Annotated in this window: 16 protein-coding genes and 2 pseudogenes; 11 read left to right on the forward strand and 7 right to left on the reverse strand. The window is 72.5% G+C overall.

Translation table 11 applies throughout. From position 1 onward, the window contains the following. Positions 1-1431: pseudogene (locus KUF83_RS10210) on the forward strand (hypothetical protein); the annotation flags it as partial. Between the two features lie 143 nt (positions 1432-1574). Here the strand turns inward: KUF83_RS10210 and KUF83_RS10215 are convergent. Continuing rightward, positions 1575-2426 (reverse strand): transglutaminase-like domain-containing protein, encoded by an 852-nt coding sequence (locus KUF83_RS10215; RefSeq protein ID WP_217454295.1) that lies wholly within the window; start codon positions 2424-2426, stop codon positions 1575-1577. Positions 2427-2443: 17 nt separating this feature from the next. After that, positions 2444-3568 carry a GNAT family N-acetyltransferase gene (locus KUF83_RS10220; protein WP_374106034.1) on the reverse strand — a complete coding sequence of 375 codons (1125 nt, stop codon included), beginning with the start codon at positions 3566-3568 and terminating at the stop codon, positions 2444-2446. 192 nt (positions 3569-3760) lie between these two features. Here KUF83_RS10220 and fdxA point away from each other — a divergent pair, with 192 nt between their 5' ends. After that, positions 3761-4081, forward strand: a complete 321-nt coding sequence (fdxA, locus tag KUF83_RS10225) for a ferredoxin (protein ID WP_019058397.1) — start codon at positions 3761-3763, stop codon at positions 4079-4081. A 155-nt stretch (positions 4082-4236) separates the two neighbouring features. Next, positions 4237-5337 (forward strand): bifunctional succinyldiaminopimelate transaminase/glutamate-prephenate aminotransferase, encoded by a 1101-nt coding sequence (locus tag KUF83_RS10230; RefSeq protein WP_217454297.1) that lies wholly within the window; start codon positions 4237-4239, stop codon positions 5335-5337. A 96-nt stretch (positions 5338-5433) separates the two neighbouring features. On the opposite strand, the gene KUF83_RS10235 is transcribed toward KUF83_RS10230, so the two are convergent. Together KUF83_RS10235 and KUF83_RS10240 are read right to left on the reverse strand one after the other, a co-directional pair. Next, positions 5434-5871: an ATP-binding protein gene (locus KUF83_RS10235; protein ID WP_217454298.1), complete on the reverse strand. Its 438-nt coding sequence runs from the start codon at positions 5869-5871 to the stop codon at positions 5434-5436. Between the two features lie 364 nt (positions 5872-6235). Then, the gene (locus KUF83_RS10240) at positions 6236-7213 is read right to left on the reverse strand and encodes a heavy metal transporter (RefSeq protein WP_217454299.1); all 978 of its coding nucleotides are present in this window, start codon (positions 7211-7213) and stop codon (positions 6236-6238) included. 108 nt (positions 7214-7321) lie between these two features. Here KUF83_RS10240 and dapE point away from each other — a divergent pair, with 108 nt between their 5' ends. Together dapE and KUF83_RS10250 are read left to right on the forward strand one after the other, a co-directional pair. After that, on the forward strand, positions 7322-8401 hold the full coding sequence (gene dapE, locus KUF83_RS10245; protein WP_217454300.1) for a succinyl-diaminopimelate desuccinylase: 1080 nt from the start codon (positions 7322-7324) through the stop codon (positions 8399-8401). 122 nt (positions 8402-8523) lie between these two features. After that, complete coding sequence (locus tag KUF83_RS10250) at positions 8524-9282, forward strand: TIGR00730 family Rossman fold protein (protein WP_217454301.1); 759 nt, start codon at positions 8524-8526, stop codon at positions 9280-9282. A gap of 72 nt (positions 9283-9354) precedes the next feature. Here the strand turns inward: KUF83_RS10250 and folP are convergent, their stop codons facing one another. Continuing rightward, a complete protein-coding gene (gene folP / locus KUF83_RS10255; RefSeq protein ID WP_217454302.1) occupies positions 9355-10215 on the reverse strand; it encodes a dihydropteroate synthase in 861 nt (286 codons plus the stop codon). Positions 10216-10364: 149 nt separating this feature from the next. On the opposite strand from folP, the gene KUF83_RS10260 reads away from it, so the two are divergent. Both KUF83_RS10260 and KUF83_RS10265 read left to right on the forward strand, forming a co-directional pair. Then, positions 10365-10727: a DivIVA domain-containing protein gene (locus KUF83_RS10260; RefSeq protein ID WP_217454303.1), complete on the forward strand. Its 363-nt coding sequence runs from the start codon at positions 10365-10367 to the stop codon at positions 10725-10727. Continuing rightward, on the forward strand, positions 10724-11308 hold the full coding sequence (locus KUF83_RS10265) for a DNA-3-methyladenine glycosylase I (RefSeq protein WP_217454304.1): 585 nt from the start codon (positions 10724-10726) through the stop codon (positions 11306-11308). The genes KUF83_RS10260 and KUF83_RS10265 overlap by 4 nt, the downstream gene beginning before the upstream one ends. A 45-nt stretch (positions 11309-11353) precedes the next feature. Here the strand turns inward: KUF83_RS10265 and KUF83_RS10270 are convergent, their stop codons facing one another. After that, on the reverse strand, positions 11354-12160 hold the full coding sequence (locus KUF83_RS10270; RefSeq protein ID WP_217454305.1) for an enoyl-CoA hydratase/isomerase family protein: 807 nt from the start codon (positions 12158-12160) through the stop codon (positions 11354-11356). A 360-nt stretch (positions 12161-12520) separates the two neighbouring features. Here KUF83_RS10270 and KUF83_RS10275 point away from each other — a divergent pair, with 360 nt between their 5' ends. Then, on the forward strand, positions 12521-12688 hold the full coding sequence (locus tag KUF83_RS10275; protein ID WP_003966491.1) for a DUF3117 domain-containing protein: 168 nt from the start codon (positions 12521-12523) through the stop codon (positions 12686-12688). 196 nt (positions 12689-12884) lie between these two features. On the opposite strand, the gene KUF83_RS10280 is transcribed toward KUF83_RS10275, so the two are convergent. Beyond that, on the reverse strand, positions 12885-13583 hold the full coding sequence (locus tag KUF83_RS10280) for an O-methyltransferase (RefSeq protein WP_308402959.1): 699 nt from the start codon (positions 13581-13583) through the stop codon (positions 12885-12887). A gap of 214 nt (positions 13584-13797) precedes the next feature. On the opposite strand from KUF83_RS10280, the gene sigE reads away from it, so the two are divergent. The 3 genes and pseudogenes from sigE to KUF83_RS10295 all read left to right on the forward strand — a co-directional run. Further along, positions 13798-14499: an RNA polymerase sigma factor SigE gene (gene sigE, locus KUF83_RS10285; RefSeq protein WP_217454308.1), complete on the forward strand. Its 702-nt coding sequence runs from the start codon at positions 13798-13800 to the stop codon at positions 14497-14499. Next, on the forward strand, positions 14496-15452 hold the full coding sequence (locus KUF83_RS10290) for an anti-sigma factor (RefSeq protein ID WP_217454306.1): 957 nt from the start codon (positions 14496-14498) through the stop codon (positions 15450-15452). Before sigE ends, KUF83_RS10290 begins: the two co-directional genes overlap by 4 nt. A 262-nt stretch (positions 15453-15714) precedes the next feature. Then, positions 15715-16150: pseudogene (locus KUF83_RS10295) on the forward strand (protease); the annotation flags it as partial.

The raw sequence follows: 16150 nt of genomic DNA on the forward strand, positions 1-16150 counted from the left end.
GCGTTCCCCGGCGGTCCTGGCGGTCCGGGCGGCCATCGTGCGCCCGGCGGACCCGGCGGACCCGGCGGACCGGGCGGCCACAGCGGTCCCGGCGGACCGGGCGCGCCCGGCGGCCCCGGTGCCCATGGTGCTCCCGGCGGTCCGGACGTCTCGGGATTCCCCGGTGGCAAGGGCGCCCAGAGCGGCTCCGCCTTCCCCGGCGGACCCGTCGGGACCGGCCGTCCCGGTGGCGTGATGAGCGACGACACCGCGATCCTCACCCCGCAGAAGCCCGCGCCCGAACCGGGTGGCCAGGGCTACGGCGGCGCCGGTGAGAACGTCTCGGGACACACCCTGACCAGCGGCATTCCCGTCGTGCCCCCGGCCCCGAACTCTCCGTTCGGACCGGGCGCGCACTCCGACGGACCGGTGCCGCACCAGGCCCCGAAGCTGCCCGACCCGGTCTCGCCGGCCGCGCCCGCCGCCTCGCGGCCCAAGAAGAAGAAGGGGCGCAACAAACTGGTGCTCCTGGTCACCGGAGTGGTGACCCTGGGCGGTCTCGCGTACGGCGCCGGACTGCTCATGAACCACTCCGACGTGCCCAAGGGCACCAGCGTGCTCGGTGTCGACATCGGCGGCGGCACCCGTGACGAGGCCGTCCAGAAGCTCGACGACGCCTTCAAGGCGCCTGCGGCCAAGCCGCTCCAGCTCTCGGTCGACGGCGACACCGTCGCGCTCAAGCCGGACCAGGCCGGACTCCAGCTCGACAGCCAGGCCACCGTGCGGGCCGCCGCGGGCAGCGACTACAACCCCGTCTCGGTGATCGGCTCCCTGTTCGGCAACGAGCGCGTCGTCGCCCCGGTGATGCCGGTCGACGAGGAGAAGCTCGCCGCCGCCCTGGAACGGGCAGCGGGCGGCTCCGGCTCGGCGACCGAGGGCACGATCAAGTTCGAGTCGGGCAAGGCCGTCGCCGTCTACGGCAAGGCGGGCAAGGGCATCGACATCGGCCGGTCCACGGAGGCCGTCGAGACGGCGTACCGCACACAGGTGGAGACCGGGAAGTCGGCCGCCGTGAAGGTGCCCACCACGGCCAGGGAGCCCAAGGTCACCAAGGCCGAGGTCGACCGCATGATGAAGGAGTTCGCGCAGCCGGCGATGTCGGGTCTCGTGACCGTCAAGGCGGGCTCGGCGGTGGTCCAGTTCAGCCCCGAGAACTCCCTGTGGAAGTTCCTCGGCGTCAAGGCCACCGACGGGGGCAAGCTGGTCGACTACTACGACCTGGCCGCGCTGAAGGAGCTGTACGGCGGCGCGTTCGACGGTGTGCTGATCACGCGGGGCAACGGCAACAAGACCGCCGTGACCCCCCAGGACGTGGTGGGCGCACTGCGCCCGGCGCTCGCCGGCAAGACGGCGGCGGACCGTGTCGGCGTGATCGAGACCGACCCCAGCTAGGGCCGCTGCGCCGGCTTTTCGGCCCGTCGAGGGGGCACCCGGTGATGACCGGGTGCCCTCTCGTCCTGTCCGGGCGTCCCGCCTTCCTCCGGCGGTGGCACGGGCGCTGGAACTGCCGACGGCCAAGGCGCCCCGAGGGGACCTCAGTTGAGCATCGCGCGGGCCGCGTGGGCCTGGCGGCGTACCCGGTCGGCCGCCGGTTCGTCGACGGCGGCCACGATCTCCGCGTACGAATCCAGTTCCGTGGCGCCCGTGAGGAAGTCGCCGCGCTGGACGAGCAGTTGGGCACGCTCGTAGCGGAGGCGGGCCGGGTGCGAGGGCAGCAGGAGGGAGAAGTCGACGGCCCAGAGGGCGACGTCCGAGCGCTCGGGACGGGCGGCGGCCCAGGCGCGGATGTTGTTGAGGATGCGCAGGACGACGTCGAGCGGATCGGCGGGCGACAGCATCGACGGGTCGAGCGGTGCTCCGGTGGCACCGGCCACCAGCAGGTCGGCGTCGGTCCCGGTCAGGACCCGGCCGCCGTCGAAGGGGTCGGCGAGGACCTGTTCCTCGGGCGGACCGAAGCCGACGACGAAGTGACCGGGCAGGGCGACCCCGTAGACGGGCGCCCCGGCCCTCCGCGCGACCTCCATCCACACCACCGAGAGCAGGATGGGCAGCCCGCGGCGGCGCCGCAGCACCTCGTGCAGCAGGGAGGAGTCCAGGCGCTGGTAGTCACCGGGCGTACCGCGGAACCCGAGACGGCCGCCGAGGTGCTCCGCGAGGACCGTGGCCCAGCGCCGCGGCCCGCCGGGACGGAACGGCAGCTCCCCGGCCAGCCGGTCCAGCTCGATCTGCGCCGCGTCCAGACCGGCCTCGGTCACCTCGCCGTCCGCCTGCGCGCCCACCAGCAGACACAGGGCCGACAGGTCGGGGCGCTCGGCCCGTGCCTCGTCGCCGAACCGCCGCCGCCACTCGGCGCTCCGCTCCGGCCCGGGAGGATGAAGAGGACGCATAGCTGCTTCGTGCCCTTTCACGCCGATCGATACCGGTCCGTGGCTCCGCCACGCAGTTCCCCGCGGAGGGTGTCGAGGCCTGTGCGGGGCGCGTCCGCGGGGTGGTCGGGCGCGGGAGCGTCGTGGCCGGTCGCGCCGTTCGCCGCGGCCCTCGCGGGGGCGGCCTCCTGCGGGGCCGGGGTCGGGGCCGGGGCCGGCTCGCGGTAGTGGTGGTACGCGTGGTGGGCGGCGAAACCCATCCCTGCGTACAGCGCCCGGGCTCCCGCGTTCCCGGCCTCGACCTGGAGCCAGGCGGCCGAGGCGCCCTCGTCCAGGGCGCGGCGGGCCAGGGCGGTCATGACGGTGGTGGCGAGCCCCTGTCGGCGCAGCGCGGGGTCCACCTCCACCGCGGCGAACCCGGCCCAGCGGCCGTCGACCACGCAGCGGCCGATCGCCGCCGGACTGCCCGGCAGGTCACCGGGCACGGTCGCGAACCACACCGAGGGACCGCTGCCCAGCACCTTCAGGGCCACCTCGCTCACCCCCTTGCGCTGGTAGCGGCCCAGCCACCCCTCGTCCGCCTCGCGGGACAGCACGGCCCGCCGCTCCGGTCCGGGTTCCGGGAGGTCGCCCACCGGCGCCAGCGCGCCGGTCCACAGCTCCGCCGTCACCTCGCGCACCCACCCCCGGGCCTCCAGCTCCGCGCACAGCGACTCCTGGGTGCCCTCGGCGCCCGTCGCGGTCTGCGTGTAGGCGGGCAGCCCCCGGGCCGCGTACCACTCCCGCACGCGGGACAGCGCCTCGTCCAGGGGCACACCCGGATCGCCGAGGGGCAGCACCGAGTTGGCGCGCCGGGTGAAACCGGCCGCGGCCCGCAGCTCCCACTGCCCGAGCCGCTCCCGCTCCACCGGCTGCCAGGCCCGCGCGGCGATGCGCGCCAGCTCCTCGTACGAGGCCGCGGGGCCTCTGCGCCGGGCGGGCGCGGACGGTACGACCTTGCCCGCCACCAGCGCCGATTCCGGAATCCGGACGCTCTCACCGGACCGGCGTGTGATCAGCAGCACACCGTTGTCCCATGATGTGAGAACACCGACCGTGTCGGTGAACTTCTCACTCTCGGGAGCCCCTTCGCGCAACCGTCGCACCGAGACGCGTTTTCCCACGTCAGCAGCGGTAACGCGAACCTCAAGCCGGAAGTGTGCGGAGAAATCCACAGCTCAGTCCAACCCTCCTGTTCGGATCATGCCCAGGAACGGAGATACTAGGTGCGGGCATCGACGACGCCGCGCTCCCGCGCGCCAGGTGGCGGAGCCTGAAGACGGCTCGCCAGCGCCCTATCGAGGAGGAACGACAGCGTGACCTACGTCATCGCGCAGCCTTGTGTCGACGTCAAGGACAAGGCGTGCATCGAGGAATGCCCGGTCGACTGCATCTACGAGGGCTCCCGGTCCTTGTACATCCACCCGGACGAATGCGTCGACTGTGGTGCCTGTGAGCCGGTCTGCCCGGTCGAGGCGATCTTCTACGAGGACGACACTCCCGAGGAGTGGAAGGACTACTACAAGGCGAACGTCGAGTTCTTCGACGAGCTCGGCTCGCCCGGCGGTGCCAGCAAGCTGGGACTCATCGAGCGCGACCACCCCTTCGTCGCAGCGCTGCCGCCGCAGAACCAGTAGGCGGTCCGCGCGCTCGCGGCCCCGCCCGGCGGCGGCCGGGTGAGCGCCGCCCCGGTCCCGTACGGCCACACCGCCGTGCGGGACCGCCGTGTTTGCCGCACGCGCCACACGTGCGCCCGGACGGGCCCGTCCGGGCGAGAAAGTGAGCAGAACCCGTGTCCGCAGTCTCCGACCGGCTTCCCGCCTTTCCCTGGGACAAGCTGGAGCCCTTCAAGGCGACGGCCGCCGCCCACCCGGACGGCATCGTCGACCTGTCCGTCGGCACCCCGGTCGACCCGGTGCCCGACCTGATCCAGAAAGCCCTGGTCGCGGCCGCCGACTCGCCCGGCTATCCCACGGTGTGGGGCACCCCGGAGCTGCGGGACGCGCTGGTCGGCTGGTGCGAGCGACGGCTGGGCGCACGGGACCTCACACACCGCAACGTCCTGCCGGTGGTCGGCTCCAAGGAGCTGGTGGCCTGGCTGCCGACGCAGCTGGGGCTCGGCCCCGGCGACAGGGTGGCGTACCCGCGTCTGGCGTACCCGACGTACGAGGTCGGTGCCAGGCTGGCCCGCGCGGACCACGTGGCCTACGACGACCCCACCGAGCTGGACCCGGCCGGCCTGAAGCTGCTGTGGCTCAACTCCCCGTCCAACCCGACGGGCCGGGTCCTCTCCGCGGGTGAGCTCGAGCGGATCGTCGCGTGGGCGCGCGAGCACGGCATCCTCGTTTTCGCGGACGAGTGCTACCTGGAACTGGGCTGGGAGGCCGACCCGGTCTCGGTCCTGCACCCCGAGGTGTGCGGCGGCTCGTACGAGGGGATCGTGGCGGTCCACTCGCTGTCGAAGCGGTCCAACCTGGCGGGCTACCGGGCGGCGTTCCTGGCCGGCGACCCCGCCGTCCTCGGCGACCTCCTGCAGATCCGCAAGCACGGCGGCATGATGACGTCCGCGCCCACGCAGGCCGCCACGGTCGCCGCCCTCGCCGACGACACCCACGTCCGTGAACAGCGCGAGCGGTACGCGGCGCGTCGTCAGCTCCTCCGCGACGCCCTCGTGCGGCACGGCTTCCGCATCGAGCACAGCGAGGCGAGCCTGTACCTCTGGGCGACCCGGGGCGAGTCCTGCTGGGACACGGTGGCCCACCTGGCCGCCCTCGGCATCCTGGTGGCCCCCGGCGACTTCTACGGCCCGGCGGGCGAGAGGTTCGTACGGGTGGCTCTGACGGCGACCGACGAACGCGTACGAGCGGCGGTACAGCGCCTGGCGCCTCGCTAGGGGAGTCCTTTCCGCGGGCCCCGGCGGACCCGCCGGACACAGGCGAAGGGGCCCAGGGAAGCATCCCTGGGCCCCTTCGCCGTGCCGTCCCGGTGACTAGCCGAGGGGCAGGCCCTTCAGCGGGAGCTGCTCGGTCGGCAGCCCGCCCTTGGAGACCGCGTCGGTCGGCAGGCCCCCACCGGTGGCGGATCCCGCGGTGTCACCGAGCACGTCACCCGTGGTCCCGGCGACGTCCCCGGCGGTCTTCTGCGCGGCGGGCGTCGCGGTCTTGACGGCCTTGCCGCCCGTCTTGCCCGCGGTCGGGACGGCCTTCTTCACGGCCTTGCCGCCCGTGTTGCCGGCCAGGCCGGTGGCGTTCTGTGCGGCACCGTCGACGGTGGTACCCGCGTTGTCCAGCGCGGTCACCCCGCCGAGGTCGGGGGTGGCCGGCAGCTCGGCCGCGCTCGCGGAGCCGGCCGCACCGACCACGGGCGCCACTCCCGCTGCGATGAGCAGCGCGGTACGGGCGATCCGACGGGTCAGGGGGAGGGACATGGTGCTCCTTTGACGGAAGAGAACGATGAAGTGTTCCGCCGTGCCCGGCAGTTGACCGACTGGCTGTCGGACTGCTGTCGATCGACCGGCTGTTGATCGTTCCGGGCTCGGACGCAGTGACTACCGCTCGAAGTCCGCGAAGGTTGCGGTGCCCCAACGTAAAGAGTTGGTAATGCGTCGCATTATCGGCTGTGGAGAAACCCGGGCAAAGAACACCCGGTGGGAAAGTCCGCCGAATCCCTACGGCCCTTTGTTCCCAAGGGATTTGCCGTGCACGGGACAGGAGCGGCGCAGGCCGGGGGAACATCGGGGCGAGCCGTCGACATGGCACGCCGGGAGTGACCCCAACGGGTGATCGTCCGTACTACTGCCCAGTGACGATTCGGACTTCGCCCGTGGAGTTCCGGGAGGCCGGGTCGTCGTCCCGCCACTCGCTCCGGGTGTTCCCCGCCGTCCACACCCGGCCCGCGTACGAGACCCGCTCGAGGTGCAGCGCCGAGGAGTTGGCCACCGCCCAGTGCGCGAGGGCCCAGCCGCGCTGCCGCTCCCCGCCCCCGGCGGCCGAGGTCTTCGGGACGGGCACGGTCACCGTGCGCGCACTGCTCGAGCCGCTCGCCCCGGTGGACGGGGAGGCCGAGCCGGCGGCGGACGGGGTGGCGGCCACCTCGGCGCCCGCCTCCTGGAACACCCCACGTCCGAAGTCCCGTACGAGCGCCGTGCGCACCGCCTCCGGGCCGCCGGGCCGGGTGTCCGGGCGGCCCTCGCAGGTGAGCGTGGCGGCGGCGCGCCCGGTCAGGGCCGCCGCCAGGAGCGTCGCGTCCGGCTCGTGCTTCGCGTACGCCTCCGGGTAGCCGCTGCGCTGGACACGCTGGGCGGCGACGGTGAGCGGCAGCCGCGTGTAGTCCGGCACCTTGCCCAGGTGTTCGTAGAACTCGCTCGCCGCGTACGTCGGGTCCATGATCTCCTTCTCGGTGCCCCAGCCCTGCGAGGGCCGCTGCTGGAAGAGACCCAGTGAATCCCGGTCGCCATGGCTGATGTTGCGCAGGGCGGACTCCTGGAGGGCCGTCGCGAGAGCGATCGTGACGGCCCGCTCGGGCATGCGGCGGTTGGCGCCGACCGCGGAGATCGTCGCCGCGTTCACCGCCTGTTCCGCCGTGAACTCGTACGACGCGCCGTCGCCTCTGCCCGAGACCACCGTGCACTTGGGCACCCCGGTCCCTCCGGTCAGGTACTGCACGGTGAGGTACCCCGCGACGCCGAGCAGAACGACGAGGGCCGATCCGAAACGGAGGAAGCGACCGCGGCGCACGGGGGTGGCTGGAGTGGTGGACGGCTCTGGCACCCGTACAAGGTACTGGAGAGTACTGTCGGCGCTCTGTGAGGTTGTGGACAAGCCGGCGGGGTCCGGGCCGGGCAGGCCCGTACGGCCCGGCGCGTTAGGGTCGACGGCATGGCCGACACCCCGCTTGACCTCACCCTGGACGCCGCCCGGCTCACCGCGCAGCTCGTCGACTTCCCCTCGGAGAGCGGCACCGAGAAGCCCCTCGCGGACGCCGTCGAGACCGCCCTGCGCGGCCTGCCGCACCTCACGGTCGACCGCTACGGCAACAACGTCGTCGCGCGGACGAACCTGGGCCGGGCCGAGCGCGTGATCCTGGCCGGACACATCGACACGGTGCCCATCGCGGACAACGTGCCCTCGCGGCTGGACGAGAACGGCGTGCTCTGGGGCTGCGGCACCTGCGACATGAAGTCGGGCGTCGCGGTGCAGCTGCGGATCGCGGCCACGGTGCCGGCCCCCAACCGCGACCTCACCTTCGTCTTCTACGACAACGAAGAGGTCGCCGCACACCTGAACGGCCTCAGGCATGTGGCCGAGGCCCACCCCGACTGGCTGGCGGGCGACTTCGCGGTCCTGCTGGAGCCGTCCGACGGACAGGTCGAGGGCGGCTGCCAGGGAACCCTGCGGGTGCTGCTGCGGACCAAGGGCGAGCGGGCGCACTCCGCGCGCGGCTGGATGGGCTCCAACGCCATCCACGCGGCCTCCCCGATCCTCGCGCGCCTCGCCTCCTACGAGCCGCGCCGCCCGGTCATCGACGGCCTCGAGTACCGCGAGGGTCTGAACGCCGTCGGGATCTCGGGCGGGGTGGCGGGCAACGTCATCCCCGACGAGTGCGTGGTGACCGTCAACTTCCGTTACGCGCCCGACCGCGGCGAGGAGGAGGCGCTCGCCCACGTCCGTGAGGTCTTCGCCGACTGCGGTGTCGACGAGTTCGTCGTCGACGACCACAGCGGCGCGGCGCTGCCCGGCCTGTCCCACCCGGCCGCCGCCGCCTTCATCGAGGCCGTCGGGGGCACCCCGCAGCCCAAGTTCGGCTGGACCGACGTCTCCCGCTTCAGCGCCCTCGGTGTTCCGGCCGTCAACTACGGGCCGGGCAATCCGCACTTGGCGCACAAGCGGGACGAACATGTCGAAACGGGCAAGATCCTGGCGGGCGAGGAGCGGCTGCGGGCCTGGCTCACGGCCTGAGGCGGCCTCCCGGTCCGGCGGCCGTGCCGTGGCGGTTCGTGGCGGACATGCCCGCTTCCCCCCTCCTTGACCCGCGTAGATCTACGCTGAGGAGGAACGATCGCCAAGCGGAGGGAGCGGATATGGCAACCGGCAACCCCGAGGGCAGCAAGCAGCCACCGGAGGAGCAGCGGCTGGGCCCCGTGCTGCGCAGGCGGGAGCAGGTGCAGGCGAGTACGACGGACCAGCGGCTGCTGGACGCCGGCGGACCCTCGGACTGGGTGCACACCGATCCCTGGCGGGTCCTGCGCATCCAGTCGGAGTTCATCGAGGGCTTCGGAACACTCGCCGAACTCCCGCCCGCGATCAGCGTGTTCGGCTCGGCCCGCACACCGGCGGACTCTCCCGAGTACGAGGCGGGGGTCGCGCTGGGCCGTGGACTGGTCGAGGCGGGCTTCGCCGTGATCACGGGCGGCGGCCCCGGTGCCATGGAGGCCGCCAACAAGGGTGCCTGCGAGGCGAAGGGCATCTCCGTCGGCCTCGGTATCGAGCTGCCCTTCGAGCAGGGGCTCAACCCGTACGTCGACATCGGCCTCAACTTCCGCTACTTCTTCGTCCGCAAGATGATGTTCGTGAAGTACGCGCAGGGGTTCGTGGTCCTTCCCGGTGGGCTCGGCACCCTCGACGAGCTCTTCGAGGCCCTCACCCTCGTGCAGACCCAGAAGGTGACCAGCTTCCCGATCGTGCTCTTCGGTACGGAGTACTGGGGCGGGCTGGTGGACTGGCTGAAGAACACCCTGATCGCCCAGGGCAAGGCCTCGGAGAAGGACCTGCTGCTGTTCCACCTCACGGACGACGTGGACGAGGCGGTGGCACTGGTGTCGAAGGAGGCGGGGAGGTAGCACGGCCTTCGCCCTCGCCCGTCCCGCCCACCGGGGCGTGGCGGGCGAGGGGCGGGGCCGAGGGGCCGGGCTCTACGCCAGTCCCCGCCGGGCCACCGCCGGTGGCCGGTGCCCGGCGATCGACATCACCATGTCCAGCACCTGACGCGTCTCGGCCACCTCGTGGACCCGGTACACCTGGGCCCCCAGCCACGCGGACACGGCGGTCGTCGCGAGCGTGCCGGTCACCCGCTCCTTCACCGGCCGGTCGAGCGTCTCACCCACGAAGTCCTTGTTGGACAGGGAGACCAGCACGGGCCACCCGGTCCCGACCATCTCCCCGAGCCGCCGCGTGGCCTCGAGACTGTGCCGCGTGTTCTTGCCGAAGTCGTGCCCGGGATCGATGAGCACCGACTCCCGCGGCACCCCGGCCGCCACGGCCCGCTCGGCCAGCGCCGACGTCACCCGCAGGATGTCCGCCATGACGTCGTCGTACGCGATGCGGTGGGGGCGCGTCCGGGGCTGGGTCTCACCGGCGTGCGTGCACACGAGGCCCACCCCGTACCGCCCGGCGACCTCCGCGAGCCGCGGATCGACCCCGCCCCACGCGTCGTTGAGCAGGTCTGCGCCCGCCTCGCACACGGCCTCGCCCACCTCGTGCCGCCAGGTGTCGACGCTGATGACCACGTCGGGGAAGCGGCGCCGCACCTCGGCGACGAACCCGACGGTCCGCCGCGCCTCCTCCTCGGCCGTGACCTCCTCGCCCGGCCCGGCCTTGACGCCCCCGATGTCGATGATGGCGGCGCCCTCGGCCACCGCCTGCTCCACGCGCGCGAGCGCCGGCTCGTCGCGGAAGGTGGCCCCCTGGTCGTAGAAGGAGTCCGGGGTCCGGTTCACGATCGCCATGATCACCGGCTCGTGCGCGCCGAACTCGCGCCTGCCCAGCCTGAGCATCCCCTGTGACCTCTCCCGGTAGCCGTCAGCGGATGTCGCCGTTCCGCCGCCTGTGACCCTAACCGCCGGAGCGGCATGGCACGATCGGTGCCTGACACTTTCCGCGCCGGCGCGCTCCGCGTCGGCATCGATGCGTGGGGACCTCAGAGATGTTCATGTTCCTGTTCCTGGTCGTCGCCCTCGTCGTCGTGGTCGGCGCGGTGACCCTCTCCGTGGTGGGGGGCGGTGACAGCGGCGGCCCCCTCACCGAGGTGCCGCCGGAGCGCCTGCGGGACCCGCTGCCCCCGGACCGCCCGCTGCACCGCGGCGACGTGGAGGCACTGCGCTTCCCGCTGACCCTGCGCGGCTACCGCATGACCGACGTGGACGACGCCCTGGGCCGCCTCGGTGCCGAACTGGCCGAGCGGGACGCCCGGATCGCCGACCTGGAGGCCGCGCTGGCCGGAGCCCGCTCCGCCCGCTCGATCCAGGCCGCCTCCCTGGACAAGCCCGCCGACGAGGACCACCGGTGAGCGACGCCCTGCCGGGCCCGGACGGGGCACTGCGCTGCCCCTGGGCCCTGTCGGCCGAGGACTACGTGGCGTACCACGACGAGGAGTGGGGCCGCCCGGTCCACGGCGACGACGCGTTGTACGAGCGGCTGTGTCTGGAGGCCTTCCAGTCGGGCCTGTCCTGGATCACGATCCTGCGCCGCCGCGAGGGCTTCCGCACCGCCTTCGCCGGCTTCAGGATCGCCGACGTCGCCGCCTTCACGGACGCCGACAAGGAGCGCCTCCTCGCCGACCCGGGCATCATCCGCAACCGCGCCAAGATCGAGGCGACCGTCGCCAACGCGCGCGTACTGGCCGGATGGACGCCGGGCGAGCTGGACGAACTGATCTGGTCCTTCGCCCCCGACCCGGCGGCGCGCCCGGCCCCGAAGGGGCTGTCCGACGTCCCGGCCGTGACCGACGAGTCGACGGCCCTCTCCAAGGCCCTCAAGAAGCAGGGCATCCGCTTCGTGGGCCCGACGACGGCCTACGCCCTGATGCAGGCCTGCGGCCTGGTCGACGACCACTTGGCGGACTGCGTGTCCAGGAAAGGCACCCCATAGGGGGCCGGCGCCACCTGATCCGGCCCGATCCGGCGAAGCGAAGCGTCACCGCCCCAGGTACTTCGGCTTCTCCTTGTTGACGAACGCCTGCACGGCGATCATGTGGTCCTCGGAGGACCCGGCCCGGGTCTGCAGCTCGTCCTCCTTCTCCAGGGTCTCCTCCAGCGAGTGGGCGAGCCCGTAGGCGAGGGACTCCTTGAGCGCGGCATACGCCAGAGTGGGCCCCTCGGCCAGGCCCCGGGCCACCTTCACCGCCTCGGCGGCCAGGTCGGCGGACGGCACGACGCGGTTGGCGATCCCCAGCTCGTACGCCTCCTGAGCGGTGATGCTGCGCGGGAAGAGCAGGAGATCAGCCGCACGCGAGGGCCCGACGACCCGGGGCAGCGTCCACGAGATCCCGGAGTCCGCGGTCAGCGCGACACCGGCGAACGACGTGTTGAAGGCGGCCGTGTCGGCGACGACGCGATAGTCCGCGGCGAGCGCGAACCCGAAACCCGCGCCGGCCGCGACGCCGTTGACCGCGGCCACCACCGGCTTCGCCGCCCCGGTCAGGGCCCGCACGATCGGGTTGTAGTGCTCCTGGACCGTGCTCATGACACCCCCGCCCGAGCCGGACGCGCGCGCCGTCATCAGCCCGCCGATGTGCTCCTTGAGGTCCTGGCCCACACAGAACGCCCGGTCGCCCGCCGCGGTGAGCAGCACGGCCCGTACGGAGTCGTCCGCCGCTGCCGCCTGAGCCGCCTCGCGGAGGGCGACCTTGGTCTCGTTGTTCATCGCGTTCATCGCCTCGGGGCGGTTCAGCGTGATCGTCGCGAGTCCGTCGCTCACCTCGTAGAGCACGGTGTCGGCCATGATGGTCCCCTCCGGTGTCGCGGCTCGTGCGTACCCGTCGGTACGCACTGGTCTGAGGACAGCATGGCGGAGATCACGATGACCGGCGGCGTTCGTACATGTGACCTGCGTCAAAGAATTCCGGTGCCCGAAAGTCCATGCAGTGGCGGAGTATCGCAGCCACTTCGCCGAATTGAGTGGTTTTGCTCAACTGCGTTGCGCAAGCGATGCCGACTGATGTTGGTCATCGGGTCCTGAGATGCGGGATAATGGCTGGGAAGCAATGTGTTCGATGCCGGTGACGCGTGTCCGACGGGTGGACGCGTGCCCTTCAGTGGGGCCGTCGGCGACGATGAGCTGGTTTCAGGAAGGGGAACGAGCATGGCGGCCATGAAGCCGCGGACGGGCGATGGCCCGCTCGAGGTGACCAAGGAGGGGCGGGGCATCGTCATGCGCGTTCCGCTCGAAGGCGGCGGTCGGCTCGTCGTCGAGCTGACCCCTGACGAGGCCGACGCGCTCGGCGACGCCCTCAAGAAGGTCGTCGGCTAACGCGGAACGCGACCATACCCTTCAGCTGCCCCGGCATCAACGCGATGCCGGGGCAGCTGTCTTTGGCGGGGTACAGAGCCGCCGCGTCGACCTGCGGGAGATGCGGCGACGGCGCAGGTCGGCGCAAGGTCGGTGCGGATCGATGCAGGTCAGAGTGGTTCGGAGGCGGTCCGGCGCTCGCGCGGGTGAGACCGGCTCAGCGCTTGACCGCGCACAGCAGGCCGTCGCCGACCGGCAGCAGTGAGGGGACCAGCTCCTGGCTCTCGCGGATCGTGCGCAGCAGCTCGCGCAGCCGCAGCACCTCCGTGGGCTGCGGGCCCGACTCCACCGTCCGCCCGTTCGCGAAGACGCCCTCGAAGACGACGAGCCCGCCCGACCTCAGCAGGCGCAACGATTCAGCGAGGTAGTCGAGGCTTTCGAGCCGGTCACCGTCGCAGAAGACGAGGTCGTACCCCGCGTCCGCGAGCCGGGGCAGGACGTCCAGCGCCCGGCCCGGGATGAAGCGCGCCCGGTTGCTGGCGAAGCCCGACGCGCGGAAGGCCTGGCGGGCGAACTGCTGGTGCTCCGGCTCCGGGTCCACGGTCGTCAGTACGCCGTCCGGCCGCATGCCGTGCAGCAGATGGATTCCGGAGACCCCGGTTCCGGTACCGATCTCCGCGACCGCCTTGGCGTCCACGGTGGCGGCGAGAAGCCGCAGCGCGGCACCCGTGCCGGGCGACACCGAGCGCAGCCCTGCTTCCCGGGCCCGGTCCCGGGCCCAGTACAGCGCCTCGTCCTCGGCGACAAAGGCGTCGGCGAACGCCCAGCTCGTCAGCCGGTTGCCGGTAATGGCCCTCTCCTGTCCCCGTGGTTGCCTGGGCGTGACTGTATCCGTTGCCGCCGGGAACCCGCAGATGGGACCGGGCGTTTAGAGGGGGTGGGGAACTACGCGGGGGTAGGGGATGGATGAGGACGCCGAAGAAGTGCTGACGCAGCCATATGAGCGCGTATCAATTTCTCGTAAAACCGCTTATCCGGAGCTAACGGGCGAGGTGGCTATGGTAGGGGCTCCGCTGGACACCACCAGAGCCGACAGGGGAGGTGCGGCTGTACCTGTGGATCGAGGAGGGGTGCTCCGGCGCCTGCTCAGATCGGCGGGTGAGCCGAAATCCGTGAACAACACTGCTGACCGTTCCCACACTGCCGACTCCGCGCAGACAGCGACCTTCACGTCCGACGCGGATTCGCAGGCGTGGACTCCGCCCACCTGGGAGGAGATCGTCAGCACGCACAGCGGCCGGGTGTACCGGCTCGCCTACCGCCTGACGGGCAACCAGCACGACGCCGAGGACCTGACCCAGGAAGTCTTCGTCAGGGTCTTCCGCTCGCTGTCGACCTACACGCCCGGCACCTTCGAGGGCTGGCTCCACCGCATCACCACCAACCTCTTCCTGGACATGGTCCGCCGCAAGCAGCGGATCCGCTTCGACGCCCTCGGCGACGACGCGGCCGAGCGTCTGCCCAGCCGCGAGCCGTCCCCGCAGCAGGTCTTCAACGACACGCACTTCGACGCGGACGTCCAGCAGGCCCTCGACACGCTCGCACCGGAGTTCCGCGCCGCGGTCGTCCTCTGCGACATCGAAGGACTGTCGTACGAGGAGATCGCCGCGACCCTGGGCGTCAAGCTCGGCACGGTCCGCAGCCGGATCCACCGCGGCCGCTCCCAGCTGCGCAAGGCGCTCGCCCACCGCTCTCCCGAGGCCCGTGCCGAGCGCCGCGGTTTCGCGGTCACCGGAGTGCCCGCTCTGGGGGGAGGGGGCGCGAGCTCGTGAGTGGATCACGGCTGAATCCCGCCGACGGGCCCCTTGCCGAGCAGCACCTCGGCGACCGCCTCTCGGCCCTGGTGGACGGCGAGCTCGGCCACGAGGCGCGTGAGCGCGTCCTGGCCCACCTCGCCACCTGCGCGAAGTGCAAGTCGGAGGCCGACGAGCAGCGACGCCTGAAGAACGTGTTCGCGGAGGTCGCCCCGCCGCCCCCGTCCGAGAGCTTCCTGGCCCGCCTCCAGGGGCTCCCCGGCGGAGGCGACCAGGACGGCGACAGCCCGCGGCTGGGCCGGGGATCGTTCGGAACCTCCGGGGTCTTCGACATGACGCCGGACTCCTTCGGATACGTGCCCTCCGGCCCCCACGCGGCCGCGCTGCCCTCGGAGCAGCGCGGGTTCCGCATCCATGAGATGGGCCGGCGCGAGGCCGAGCGGTCGGCCTCCCGGGGCCTTCGCTTCGCGGCCGCCGCGGCCGGTGCCGTCTCGCTCGCCGCGATCGCGCTCGGCGGGGTGTCGACCGGTGTGCCGGCGGACACCACGGACGCGCGAGGCGGATCGGGCTCCGGAAGCAACGTGACGCCGATGCGCACGTCGGGCACCGGAGGAGCGACCAACCCCGACGCACAGCGCCGCCGGTCCGTCGCGCCGCTCCTCGCACAGGGGCAGCGGTCCTTCGCCGGGGAGGGCGGCGCGCAGACCGAGATGTCCGCGCCGCTGCTGCCCGGTGTGCCGGCGCCCGGGCTCCCCGCCCCGGCCGAGCAGGGCAAGGACGCGCTGCGCACGCTGACCACTCCCGTGGTGGCGGGAGCCGTCGCCATGTCCCCGCTCATGCATCACCTCGCCCCGGCCCGGCCCGTCACACTGACCACATGGTCGTCGAGCGCGGACTTCGAGGCGTCCGTCCTGTCGGCGGTGCCGTCCTCCGACCCGTCCGCCTCACCGGTGCCTTCCTCCTCCGGCTGAACGGGCTCTCTGCGCGGCGGCCCGTGAACCTGGTTGAATCCAGGGATGGGCCGCGCCCGCCACAGTGATCCGGGCGCGGAGATCGACGTACCGCGGTGATCGCCGACGTGCCGTGCCGCGGGTCAGGTGTGGGGAGAGCATGGACGAGGGGAAGCCCACGAAACCGAAGTGGTGGAGCCGGCCACGGACCCACGTGCCGGATTCCGCTCCGGCGGACGCGGCTTCCGCGGGGGACGGGCCGAGTGGGTTTCACGGGGGCGACATGGACGGCGACTTCGAGCTGGAGAAGCCCGCGCGTGCGGGAGCGGCCACGGTCGCGGACGCCACGGTCGAGGGCGTCGCGGACAGCGACACCGGAGCCGCTTCGGGTCCGGCCGCCGGACCGGTCCCGGGCGAGGTGAGCGACGACGCGAGTGCGCCCGTGCCCGGTGACCGGCCCCGACCCCTGCACGATCCGGACCCCTACAGCACGCCGCCGTACGGCGGACCCGGCCCCTGGGCGCCCGCGCCGCCGGTGCAGCACCCCGGACCGGCTCCCGCGCACGGCACGGCGGCGGACGCCGTCGCTGCGCCCCAGGACCCCGCAGGGCGGGCCGGGTCCGACGCCACCGACCCGCAGGCGCAGGGTGTCCTCGGCCCGGAGCTGCCCGTCGGCTACCGGTCGGCGGCCCCCCTCCACCAAACCCCCGCCCCGACAC

Source organism: Streptomyces sp. BV286 (genome assembly GCF_019090165.1).
GTDB lineage: Bacteria > Actinomycetota > Actinomycetes > Streptomycetales > Streptomycetaceae > Streptomyces.